This is a genomic window from Pseudomonas sp. GZD-222, from assembly GCF_049310525.1.
In the GTDB taxonomy this organism is placed as follows: domain Bacteria; phylum Pseudomonadota; class Gammaproteobacteria; order Pseudomonadales; family Pseudomonadaceae; genus Aquipseudomonas.
Genome location: NZ_JBMOWO010000017.1, coordinates 1 through 12,083 on the forward strand (window position 1 = coordinate 1; position 12,083 = coordinate 12,083).

The 12,083-nt window shown below is 61.1% G+C and carries 10 protein-coding genes; 6 read left to right on the forward strand and 4 right to left on the reverse strand.

Translation table 11 applies throughout. The features are described from left to right. Positions 1 to 66: 66 nt before the first annotated feature. From nadA to ACO6VD_RS03220, 4 genes are all read right to left on the reverse strand, one after another. The gene (gene nadA, locus ACO6VD_RS03205; RefSeq protein ID WP_400173868.1) at positions 67 to 1,125 is read right to left on the reverse strand and encodes a quinolinate synthase NadA; all 1,059 of its coding nucleotides are present in this window, start codon (positions 1,123 to 1,125) and stop codon (positions 67 to 69) included. A gap of 237 nt (positions 1,126 to 1,362) precedes the next feature. After that, positions 1,363 to 2,856, reverse strand: coding sequence for a YdgA family protein (locus ACO6VD_RS03210; RefSeq protein ID WP_422417006.1), 1,494 nt, complete (start codon positions 2,854 to 2,856; stop codon positions 1,363 to 1,365). A gap of 52 nt (positions 2,857 to 2,908) precedes the next feature. Beyond that, on the reverse strand, positions 2,909 to 3,778 hold the full coding sequence (locus ACO6VD_RS03215; protein ID WP_400173866.1) for an oxaloacetate decarboxylase: 870 nt from the start codon (positions 3,776 to 3,778) through the stop codon (positions 2,909 to 2,911). 92 nt (positions 3,779 to 3,870) lie between these two features. Further along, entirely contained in the window at positions 3,871 to 4,782 is a 912-nt protein-coding gene (locus tag ACO6VD_RS03220) for a helix-turn-helix domain-containing protein (protein ID WP_422417007.1), read from the reverse strand. Positions 4,783 to 4,955: 173 nt separating this feature from the next. Here ACO6VD_RS03220 and ACO6VD_RS03225 point away from each other — a divergent pair, with 173 nt between their 5' ends. From ACO6VD_RS03225 to ACO6VD_RS03250, 6 genes are all read left to right on the forward strand, one after another. Continuing rightward, positions 4,956 to 6,314 carry a glutamine synthetase family protein gene (locus ACO6VD_RS03225; protein WP_422417009.1) on the forward strand — a complete coding sequence of 453 codons (1,359 nt, stop codon included), beginning with the start codon at positions 4,956 to 4,958 and terminating at the stop codon, positions 6,312 to 6,314. Positions 6,315 to 6,363: 49 nt separating this feature from the next. Continuing rightward, positions 6,364 to 7,452, forward strand: a complete 1,089-nt coding sequence (locus tag ACO6VD_RS03230) for a polyamine ABC transporter substrate-binding protein (protein ID WP_400173863.1) — start codon at positions 6,364 to 6,366, stop codon at positions 7,450 to 7,452. Between the two features lie 14 nt (positions 7,453 to 7,466). Then, entirely contained in the window at positions 7,467 to 8,762 is a 1,296-nt protein-coding gene (locus tag ACO6VD_RS03235; RefSeq protein WP_422417011.1) for an NAD(P)/FAD-dependent oxidoreductase, read from the forward strand. A gap of 875 nt (positions 8,763 to 9,637) precedes the next feature. After that, a complete protein-coding gene (locus tag ACO6VD_RS03240; protein ID WP_400173308.1) occupies positions 9,638 to 10,045 on the forward strand; it encodes a hypothetical protein in 408 nt (135 codons plus the stop codon). A gap of 145 nt (positions 10,046 to 10,190) precedes the next feature. Further along, positions 10,191 to 11,096 carry a transporter gene (locus tag ACO6VD_RS03245; RefSeq protein ID WP_422417013.1) on the forward strand — a complete coding sequence of 302 codons (906 nt, stop codon included), beginning with the start codon at positions 10,191 to 10,193 and terminating at the stop codon, positions 11,094 to 11,096. A gap of 9 nt (positions 11,097 to 11,105) precedes the next feature. Beyond that, the gene (locus tag ACO6VD_RS03250; RefSeq protein ID WP_422417015.1) at positions 11,106 to 12,083 is read left to right on the forward strand and encodes an AAA family ATPase; all 978 of its coding nucleotides are present in this window, start codon (positions 11,106 to 11,108) and stop codon (positions 12,081 to 12,083) included.

Below are 12,083 nucleotides of genomic sequence, written 5' to 3' on the forward strand. Positions count from 1 at the left end.
GAACTCTCTCCCCTAGGGTGGTCCCCGACGTCTGGTGGGGGGCAGTCTTCCCCCGCGATAGCTCCCTTAGGCGTTACCGGACAATTTCATCCGCGCCGCCTGGGTAAAGTCGAGCATGCGCTTGAGCGGCTTGATGGCCTGGGGAATCAGCGCCGGTTCAACGAAGATCTCGTTACTGCCCTCACGCAGGCACTGCAAGGTGCGCTCCAGGGTGTTCATGGCCATCCACGGGCAATGGGCGCAGCTGCGGCAGGCCGCTCCGTTACCGGCCGTAGGGGCTTCGATGAAGATCTTGTCCGGGCACAGCTGCTGCATCTTGTAGAAGATGCCGCGGTCGGTGGCGACGATGAAGGTCTTGTTCGGCAGGGTTTGCGCCGCGGCAATCAGCTGGCTGGTGGAACCCACGGCATCCGCCAGGTCGATCACCGCCTCCGGCGACTCCGGGTGCACCAGGATCGCGGCATCGGGGTACAGCGCCTTCATATCCGCCAGCTGCCGCGACTTGAACTCTTCATGAACGATGCAGGCACCGTCCCAGAGCAGCATGTCGGCGCCGGTCTGTTTCTGGATATAGCGACCCAGGTGCTGGTCCGGGCCCCAAATGATGGTTTCGCCGTTGTCCATCAGGCTCTCGACGATTTCCAGGGCGCAGCTGGAGGTCACCACCCAATCGGCTCGGGCTTTTACCGCCGCAGAGGTGTTGGCATAGACCACCACGGTACGTTCCGGGTGTTTGTCGCAGAACGCCGAAAACTCTTCTACCGGACAACCCAGGTCAAGCGAACAGGTCGCTTCCAGGGTCGGCATCAGCACACGTTTTTCCGGGTTGAGGATTTTTGCCGTCTCGCCCATGAAGCGCACGCCGGCGACAATCACCGTGCTGGCTTCGTGTTTGTTGCCAAAACGGGCCATCTCCAGCGAGTCGGACACGCAGCCGCCGGTTTCCTCGGCAAGTGCCTGGATCACCGGGTCACAGTAGTAATGGGCAACCAGTACCGCGTTCTGCGCCTTGAGCTCGGCGGCGATGGCGGCACGGTAGTCGGCCTCTTGCTCGGGCGTCAGCGGCTTGGGCTGCTTGGCGTCGAGGTGGGCTTGGACCAAAAGGCGTTCGGAAATCTGGGTCATGATCGCTGGACCTGCAGGCGCTTGTGCGCGTAAGTCGAGTGTATCACCGAGCCTTGGCAAATCGGCTACAGGCTCTGCAGGCAAAGCGCTGAATGGCATTGCAGGCAGAACCAAAGACCTTCTGCGGCCTCGGGTTTTTATGGGATGCCGAAGGCTACAGATAATCGAATGAATTCAAAAGGTTTTTTTAGTGAAACAGACTGCGGGGCGACTGACCTGGCGTCCCGCAGTCCAACATCAGCCTTCGGTCGGCTGCATTGCACCGAGGTTGGCCATGATCAGACTGGCAAATTGCTCGACAGTCATCTTCTGGCCGTTGAAGTCCACCATGCCGTCGGCATAGTGCAGATTGGCCAGGATGTCGTTGTCTTGCACCGTCGCCATCTGGCTTTGCAGGGCCATCATGCCGAGCATTTCACCGGCCTGGGACGCTTGCTGGGCAAGCACTTGCGCATCGCTCTGGCCTTGCAGGCGGGCCTGCAGGGTTGCAAGGTCACCAATCATTGGCTTGGACAGCTGCAGCTTGCTCTGCAACTGAGCGATGATCTGCTTGGACAGCTCAGCCGCTGGCAACTCCAGGGAGTCCGGCTTGGCCAGGTCGACGCTCAAGCTGAAGTGGCTTTCACCATTGGCCGTCTTGAACGAGAAATCCTCGAGGGCAATCTGCGGTTTGGCCGCCAGCATCTGCTGAACACTGGCGCTGACCTGGGCCTTTTCCGCCTCGGTCATCGGCACTGACGGCATTGCCTGGCCCTGCGCAGCTGCGGCCTGGATCTCCGGCAGCCGGCTCTGGTACCACGCAGCCAGCGCCTGCATCGCCGTCACATCAATATTTTTCAAGCTCCAGACCATTGCGCTGGAACCTACCGGTTGGCCGTCAAAGTTGATGTCTGCCACTTTGTAGGCAACATTGCCGGAAAGCTTGGCGCCATCGGCCTGAGATTCGCTGTTCTGCTCCAGGCCTTTCATCAGCAGCACCTTCTGCTGCTCACCGAGGGCCGCGCTGACCTCGCCGAACTTCATGTTCGTCGTGCCGACATAAAAACCGGCAGCGGTCTTGCTCATGTCGCCAACAAGGTTCAAATCCGCGAGTGTCACCTTCAATGGCGTGCCATTCTCGTCAACCAGATTGAACTGCACACTTGCCGAGCCGCCGCTGAACTTGACGTTCTCGGCATCGCGAGTACCCGCTGCGCGAATCTCCAGGCCGGAGAATTTCACCTGCGATTCTCCCGCCTCTTTCACCTCCATCGGCGGCATGATCAGCGTGCCGTCTGTCGAGCCGTCGTAGCCCAGGCTGTTCTGGCCATACAACGGCGGGACGTCGCCGCTGGCAGCAAACCACGCGGAAGTGGTCGCATCCTTTTCCAAGGCATAGTTGCTGTTAGCCATTACCGGCATGAGTTTCAACGCCTTGACCCGCGACCATGGCAAGGGACCATGCTCGATGCGATCGACAAAGCCCAGCTCGAAGCTTTGCAGTTCATTGCCGACCACCAGATTCCTGGCCTTGAGCCGATAATGCGCGGTGCTTGAGTACAGATGCGACTCCAGCGACGTCAGCTCCAGCGTCATATCGCTGCCGGCCGACTGCTTGAGCTGGGCGTTGGCTTGCGCCACGGCCTTGTCGAGCTCCGCAGGCAATTGTTTACCGGTGTACCAGGCACCCGCGGTGCATACCGCGGCCACGGCAACGACGAGCCCTGAAAGTACACCTACTGTCTTCTTCATGAATTGTTCCGCTTGTCCATTTGTTGAGAGTTGTTGCAGCAAGGCCTGTGGCCTATTCGTTGACGTCCATGAACTCACGGGCCCAGACGATGTAGTCGCCGGGAACGGTGTAGGTATGGGTAAGTTCGGTAGCGCTCAGGTCCGAGGCGCTGCTGGTGATCCGGCGCTGTTCGCGCAGGCAGTCGTAGGTAGCTTTGATCGCGGCAAAGTAAGCACCATGACCGTCGACGGCAATGCGTACGCCCAGTTGCGCCAGGCGCGCATCGTCGTGCAGTTGCGGGTTGCCGTAGGTCACCAGCATCAGGGGCACGCTCAGGTGTTTGGCAATCTGTTCGAGATGTTCGAAGTCACGGATACCGACCATGCACAGACCATCGGCGCCAGCGTTCTGATAAGCCACGGTACGCGCAATCACTTCTTCAACCGGGATCAGCGCAGCGTTGGTCCGGGCGATGATCGCCAGCTCCGGGTCGACGCGCGCCTCCAGGGCCGCACGGATCTTGCCGACGCCTTCGGCAATGCTGATCAGGTCGGTGGACTTGCGCCCGAACTGGGCGGGCAGCAGGGTGTCCTCGATGGTCAACGCCGCGATACCGGCACGTTCCAGCTCGGTTACCGTGCGCATGACATTCAAGGCGTTGCCATAGCCGTGGTCGGCGTCGGCAATCACCGGCAACTGGGCCACCCGGCCAATACGCGTGGCCTGCTCGGCAAACTCGCTGAGGGTGATCAAGGCAAAATCAGGTGCGGCCAGCACCTGCAGGGAAGCGACCGAACCACCCAGGATACCTACCTCGAAACCCAGATCGGCGGCAATGCGCGCCGACATCGGGTCAAACACGGAAGCCGTGTGGTAACAGGCAGGAGAAGCAAGGAGTTTACGAAACGCGCGACGCAGGTCTTGGTGGGAGGCTCTTGGCATGGTCTTTCCAATCTATCGACTTCATTTATTGGACAGAACATACCACTGCAGGGCCTATGGCCGACAGAGTCAGATAGCCGGCTTTTCGCTGCTCAAGTGCGCTGCTGTGCTCGTTTCAGCGTTTCGCTGGGCAGCTCTTTGAACAATTGCTGGTAGCTGCTGGAGAACCGCCCCAGGTGCCAGAACGACCAATGCATGGCCACTTCGGCGACGGTACTGGCACCGGCCCGCGCGCCCAGCAACTCGCGGCGTGCGCTGTTCAGGCGACGCAAGCGCAACCAGTGCGCGGGTGTCATGCCGGTAAAAGCCTTGAACGCTTGCTGCAACTGGCGCAACGACACCCCGGCAACCTGCGCCAGCTCCAGCAGGTTAAGGGTTTCTTCGGGACAATCGGCAGCCCACTCGCCCACCCGGCGCATGATCGAACGCTCTTCAGAGCGCCGCCACAGGGCCCCGCGATCCAGGCACACGCAGGCATTGTCGAGGATGAACAGGCAGTCTTCGAACAACTGCTCAGCCAGGGCTTCGCGGCTCGGCGGATCGATTTCCTGGCCCAGGCGCGTCAGGGTGCTGCTCAACCAGCGTCCGAACAGGGCGTTCTGCATCGAGTTGAGCGGGGCCATGAACAGCCCTTCGAGACGATTGATATCCAGCTTGTGGCGTTGAACGAATTCAGGACCGAACACCACGGCCACTTCCTGATAGTTCTCCGGGGTGATCCAGATATTGCGACTTTCGCCGTTGAGCAGGTACAGGCTGTTGTCGGTACGGTCGAAACAAAATGCCAGCGCGCCCGCCGGTGCACTGAAATTCTGCTCGACCCGGGTGTTCATGAATTCTTCGTAGATCTCTACCCCGTGCAAGTCCAGGCAACGGACCTGCCCGGCAAAATGCCCGGGTGACATCTGCTGGTAATGCTGGGTCCAGCTGGGGGTGGCACGCACTTGTTCGCCGACATCGGCGGTGCTGAAAGCTTGTACCTGGAACGGATTTACCGTTGTCATGAGTCGCTCATTACGCACTCTTTTGGTGCGTTTTATCCTGCGGAAAGTGGATAGATGGATGTGCAAGGCTCACCCAAGATAGACCTCAACGCGCTGCAGGGGAAGTCGTCCAGACGGCATACCAGCCTTGATCGCTGGTCCTGGCGCGGAATAAAACCAATAACGAGGTCTTTATGAATGCCCCTTTCGATCAGCTGTCTGCGTGGCTGAAAGAACACAAGATTACCGAAGTCGAGTGCGTGGTCAGTGACCTGACCGGGATCGCCCGCGGCAAAATCGCACCCACCAACAAGTTCCTGCATGAGCGAGGCATGCGCCTGCCGGAAAGTGTGCTGTTGCAAACGGTAACCGGGGATTTCGTCGACGACGACATCTACTACGACCTGCTGGACCCTGCCGACATCGACATGGTCTGCCGCCCTGACTCAAGCGCGGTGTATGTGGTGCCGTGGGCGCTCGAGCCGACCGCCATCGTCATCCACGACACCTTCGACAAGCAGGGCAACCCGATTGAACTGTCGCCGCGCAACGTCCTGAAGAAAGTGCTCAAGCTGTATGCCGACAAGGGCTGGCAGCCGATCGTTGCGCCAGAGATGGAGTTCTACCTGACCCAACGCTGCGAAGACCCGGACCTGCCCCTGCAGGCACCACTGGGCCGTTCGGGCCGCGCCGAAAGCGGTCGGCAGTCGTTCTCCATCGATGCCGCCAACGAATTCGACCCGCTGTTCGAAGACGTCTACGACTGGTGCGAAGCCCAGGGCCTGGACCTCGACACCTTGATCCATGAAGACGGCCCGGCGCAGATGGAGATCAACTTCCGTCACGGCGACGCCCTCGACCTGGCGGACCAGATCACCGTATTCAAACGCACCATGCGTGAAGCGGCGCTCAAGCACAATGTCACCGCCACTTTCATGGCCAAGCCTGTCGGCGACGAGCCAGGCAGCGCCATGCACCTGCACCAGAGCGTGGTCGACATCGCCACCGGCAAGCCGATCTTCGTCACTGAAGACGGGCAGATGAGCGAGCTGTTCCTGCAACACATTGGCGGCCTGCAGAAGTACATCCCCAAGGTACTGCCGATGTTCGCCCCCAACGTCAACTCGTTCCGCCGTTTCCTGCCCGACACCTCGGCACCGGTGAACGTCGAGTGGGGTGAAGAGAACCGCACCGTCGGCCTGCGTGTGCCGACCTCCAGTCCCGATGCCATGCGCGTAGAGAACCGTCTGCCCGGCGCCGACGCCAACCCTTACCTGGCCATCGCCGCAAGTCTGCTGTGCGGCTACCTGGGTATGGTCGAAAAGATCAATCCCAGCGCTCCGGTACAGGGCCGCGCCTACGAGCGACGCAACCTGCGCCTGCCGATCACCATCGAAGACGCCTTGGCCAACATGGAAGACTGCCCGAGCGTCGAGCAGCACCTGGGCAGCAAGTTCGTGCGTGGCTATGTCGCGGTAAAACGCGCCGAACACGAGAACTTCAAGCGCGTGATCAGCTCGTGGGAGCGGGAGTTCCTGCTGCTCAGCGTCTGATCCCTGCTGCGTAACAAACATCGATAAAACAATACCAAGAGGTGTCGATATGCGTTCATTGAAAACAGTTGCAAGTGCGACCCTGGCGCTGCTGGTCAGCGCCACAGCCCAGGCCCAGCCCAGTGTCAGCGTGTACAACTGGACCGACTATATCGGTGACACCACCCTGGCGGATTTCCAGGGCAGCACCGGTATCAAGGTCATCTATGACGTGTTCGACTCCAACGAAACCCTGGAAGGCAAGTTGCTGGCCGGTCGCACCGGTTACGACGTGGTCGTGCCTTCCAACCACTTTCTCGCGCGCCAGGTCAAAGCCGGCGCGTTCCTGAAACTCGACCGCGAACAACTGCCGAACTGGAAAAACCTCGACCCGGTGCTGCTCAAGGCCCTGGAAGAGAACGACAGCGGCAACCAGCATTCGGTGCCCTACCTGTGGGGCACCAATGGCATCGGTTACAACGTCGACAAGGTCAAGCAGGTGCTGGGGATCGATCACATCGACTCGTGGGCGGTGATGTTCGAGCCGGAGAACCTCAAGAAGCTCAGTAAGTGCGGCGTGTCCTTCATGGACTCGGCGGATGAACTGTTCCCGGCGATCCTCAACTACATGGGCATGGACCCGCGCAGCAGTAATGTCGAGGACTACAAAAAGGCCGAGGCCAAGTTGCTGAGCCTGCGTCCCTATATCACCTACTTCCACTCCTCCAAGTATGTCTCGGACCTGGCCAACGGTGATATCTGCGTCGCCTTCGGCTACTCCGGCGATGTGTTCCAGGCGGCCAACCGCGCCAAAGAAGCCAACAACGGCGTCAACATTGCCTACGCCATTCCCAAGGAAGGCGCCAACCTGTGGTTCGACCTGCTGGCCATTCCCGCCGATGCCAGCAACCCGAAAGAAGCCTATGCCTTTGTCAACTACCTGCTCGACCCGCAAGTGATCGCCAAGGTCAGCGCCACCGTCGGCTATGCCAACGCCGTTCCACCGTCCCAGCAGTACATGGACGCCGATCTGGTCAAGAACCCCGAGGTGTACCCACCGCAAGCAGTGCTGGACAAGCTGTACGTCTCCAACACTCCGACCCCGCAGATCATGCGCGTAATGACCCGCTCCTGGAGCAAAGTGAAGTCGAACAAATGAACCGGGAAGCCACTATGAATCCTGCTGCGCAACACGCCAGCTCCTACTACCGGGCATCGGTCGCGGCGATGCCTGAACACCCCTCACTGAATGCTGAGCTGAGCGCCGATGTGTGCGTGATCGGCGGCGGTTTTACCGGCGTCAACACCGCCATCGAACTGGCCCAGCGCGGGCTCTCGGTGATCCTCCTGGAGGCCCGGCGCATCGGCTGGGGCGCCAGTGGGCGCAATGGCGGCCAACTGATCCGCGGTATCGGCCATGAGGTCGAAGGCTTTGCCCGCTATGTTGGCCAGGACGGCGTGAAATACCTGCAGCGCGCCGGCATCGAATCGGTTGAAGTAGTCGCCAAGCGCATCCAGGAACACAACATCGACTGCGACCTGCGCTGGGGCTTCTGCGAGCTGGCCAACACCCCGGCCCAGTACGCCGCCTTTCGCGCCGAGCAAGACAGCCTGGCAGCGCTGGACTACCGCCATGAAACCCAATTGATCGGCCCGGAGCGGATGCACGAAGTGGTGGCCTCTTCTGTCTATGCCGGCGGCCTGATCGACCGCGGCTCGGGCCACCTGCATCCGCTCAATCTGGTGCTGGGCGAGGCGCGTGTGGCCGCCTCCATGGGAGTAAGGATCTTCGAACACAGCCCGGTACTGGAGATCAATCACGGCGCCACCGTTCAGGTTCGCTGCGCCCACGGCAGCGTCCGCGCCGGCAGCCTGGTGCTGGCTTGCAACGCCCACCTGGAAGAGCTGGAACCGCGCCTGAGTGGCAAGGTACTGCCGGCCGGCAGTTACATCATCGCCACCGAACCGCTGTCGCCAGCGCAGGCCAATGAACTGATCCCGCAGAACCTGGCGCTGTGCGACCAGAAAGTCGGCCTCGACTACTACCGGCTCACGGCCGATCGGCGCCTGCTGTTCGGCGGCGCCTGTCACTACTCCGGGCGCGACCCGCTGAACATTGCCGCCTACATGCGACCGAAGATGCTCAAGGTGTTCCCGCAACTGGCCGACACTCGTGTCGAGTTCCAGTGGGGTGGCAAGATCGGCATCACGGCCAATCGCTTCCCTCAGGTCGGGCGCCTGACGCAGCATCCCAATGTGTACTACGCCCAGGGTTATTCCGGCCATGGCCTGAACGTCACCCACTGGACCGCGCGCTTGCTGGCCGAAGCAATTGATGTCGGCCACAGCCAGGGTATGGATGTGTTCAGCGCCGTGCCGCACATGACCTTCCCGGGGGGCAAGGCGTTGCGTTCGCCTCTGCTGGCTCTGGGCATGATGTGGTACCGGCTGCGCGAGGTGCTGGGTTGATTGCGCCCGTTGCGAAGCAAACCCTTTTTCGGCGTGTCACGGAGTCCTGGGGACTATGACCTGGGTTGGGTTGTTATGGCTGCGGGCTTATCCATTTGGTGTAGCGCCGCTGCCGGCCCCTTCCGCCCTTACGGCGGCCTACTTTCCTCTTGGGGAAAGTAGGCAAAGCCGCCTGCTCCTGCATACGGCCCTACGCTGCGCTCCGGGTCCCTTCGCTCCGGTGCCCTCCAGGGGCATCGCGGCCTACGACTTGCTTCGCCAAGTCTACGACTCGCGAACTTCGGCCAAGGCCGAAGGGTGCTGCGCACCAGCCCCCTCCAGACACCTACACTCAGCCTCCTGAAGTCGCGAAGTTACGGGTGGCGCCTGTACTGACGCATCTTCGAAATCAGCGGCGGAGCCAGGCTGATGCCATCGCGGGGCAAGCCCGCTCCCACCGGGTTAGCTGGTCTCCCGGTGGGAGCGGGCTTGCCCCGCGATATCGACCTGCCAGTTACATCGCATCGCGGGAAAATCCCACTTCAACGTGTTGATCTTGATCTTCATCAACGCAAGTTCAGACACCGCGAACTGCGACTTCAGGAGCGAAGGGACCCGGAGCGAAGCGTAGGGCCGTATGCAGGAGCAAGCGGTTTTGGTTCCTTTTGCCAAGATGTATGGACCCGCCGTAAGGGCGGAAGGGGCCAGCAGCATCGCCACACCAAATGGATAAGCTCCCATCCGAAATCCCGTCTAGTCCAGTCCCAAGGCCCTACTCCCCTGGACTCCATGAATAACCTTCTTTTCTTTCCCAACGCTTGCGACTGACCCAATTGCAGCTACTTTCAGTTAAGTCTTTGTTTCAACATATCTCTGGCTTCGGAGGGAATCGAAGGATGATGACAGCTCGCAAGCTCCACCCTAAAAGCTGGCTGCTCGCCACACTGCTGCTGGCCATCGCTGGCTGCAGCAGTATCGACGCGCGCACCACCGAATACGTCGGTGCTCCCCACGCTGCGCCCACCAGCGCGAGCAACGTCGAGGTGTTGCGCAGCGAACCGACACGCCCGCACGCACGCCTGGGTGAGGTCGTCGTCGACGCCAGTGTCGAGCCAGCGCCACCCATCACCGAAGTCGAACAGAAACTGCGCGAACAAGCAGCCAGTATCGGCGGCGACGCCGTGGTCGTGGTCTACGACCGGATCCAGCCATTGTCTGCCTATGTCAGCGGCCCGCTGTGGAGTCGCGATATCCAGACCATCGAAGGACGCAAGCTCAAAGGTATCGTCATCAAGTACCAGTAATACCCTTGCGCTCTGCGCGTGCTGAACCTGCTTGCGCCCCAGGTCTTGCTACTGAGCAAGGGTGCCCAGGGCGACTTCAGCGTCAGCCCCGACGCAGCCCGCTACTGACGCCTGATTTGAAATGACTTGTTCAAGGAACCAAGCCATGGCGATCCGTTTTACTGCATGTCGCACGGCGTTACTCGTGCTTGCCGCTACACCGCTGCTGGGCCAGGCGGACAACGCTCGTGACTGGCAGAACATCCCCATCGACCTGAACATGGTGTTTGGTTACTACAACCGCATCGACGCCAACACCCCCATTGACACTGCGCTGCCAATCGACGGCCTGTCGCTCAAGGCTGACCTGTACATCTTGCGTCTGGCCCGCTCGTTCGACATCGATGGGCGCAACAGCGCCATCCAGCTGATCCAGCCTTATGCCGACATTTCCGCCTCCTTCGACGATGCGCGTTTTTTCGACGGGACCAAACACAACGGCGGCATGGGCGATACGCAGGTCGTCTTCGCTCACAACTTTTTTGGTGGCCCGGCGCTGACGGCCGAGGAGTTCGCCAAATGGACGCCAGAAACCTTCATGACCGGCGCGTTCTGGCTGACCGTGCCCAACGGCGACTACGACAAGGACCGGGTGATCAATATCGGCGCCAACCGCTGGGTGGCAAAACCGGAGATCGGCTTTGGCACGCCCATCGGGCCGACCTGGCTGGAGATCAACACCTGGGTCTCGCTGTTCGGTGACAACGATGACTACCTGGGTAACAGCAAGCTCGAGCAAAAGCCGCTGTACGCGGTCGAAGGCCACTACAGCTACACCATCAACCGTGCGCTCTGGGCTTCGCTGGATGCGACCTACAGTGCTGGCGGCGAAACCAAGATCGATGGGGTCGGCCAGGACAACCAGCAGGAGAACGTGCTGCTCGGCGCCAGTATGGGCTTCATGCTTTCACCGCAGTTCGGCGGCATGCTCGCCTATACCGACACGGTCTCGGAGCGCAACCAGTCGCCGGACGTGAATACCTGGACGTTTCGTTTGAACTATGTCTGGTAGGGGAACAGGATGAGCGCACTGACAGACATCAACGCCTTGCACGCGGCCATCGCCGAAGCGGTGCTCGGCCAGGACCAGGTGATCCGGCAGATCCTGGTGGGCCTGCTGGCCAACGGGCATGTGTTGCTCGAAAGCCTCCCGGGGCTGGCCAAGACCCGTACCGTCAAAGCCCTGGCCCGGCATCTGGACGCGCAGATGAGCCGCATCCAGTTCACCCCCGACCTGTTGCCCTCGGACATCACCGGCGCCGAAGTGCTGCAGCAGGTCAACGGCCAGCATCAGGTGCATTTCCAGCCAGGGCCGCTGTTCGGCAACCTGATTCTCGCCGACGAGATCAACCGCGCCCCGGCCAAGGTCCAGGCGGCTTTGCTCGAAGCCATGGAGGAACGGCAGATCACGGTGGCCGGCAACAGCCACAAGCTGCCGCAACTGTTCATGGTGATCGCCACCCAGAACCCCATCGAGCAGGAAGGCACCTACCCCTTGCCGGAAGCGCAGATGGACCGCTTTGTGATGAAAGTGCTGCTCGACTACCCCGCACCCGAGAATGAAACCCAGGTGCTGCAGCTCCTCCGCGAAGAGGAACGGCAAAACGACGCGCAAACCGTGGCCAACGCCTTCAACCTGGCCCAGGACGTGGTCTTCCAGGCGCGCGAGGAAATCGCCGCGATCCACGTCGCGCCGGCCATTGACCGCTACCTGATCGACCTGATCAACGCCACGCGCCATCCCGCCGACTACGACGCCGACCTGGCCCGCTGGCTGCAACTGGGCGCCAGCCCGCGCGGTGGCATCAGCCTGGACCGTTGCGCGCGTGCCGATGCCTGGTTGCAGGGGCAGGACTTCGTGTCGCCGGACAACGTGCGGGCGATGGTCCATCCAGTGCTGCGTCATCGCCTGCAACCGAGCTATGACGCGGTGGCCGACGGTGTCGGCAGCCAACAGATCCTCGACCGCCTGCTCGACAAGGTCGCCATTCCGGCGTGA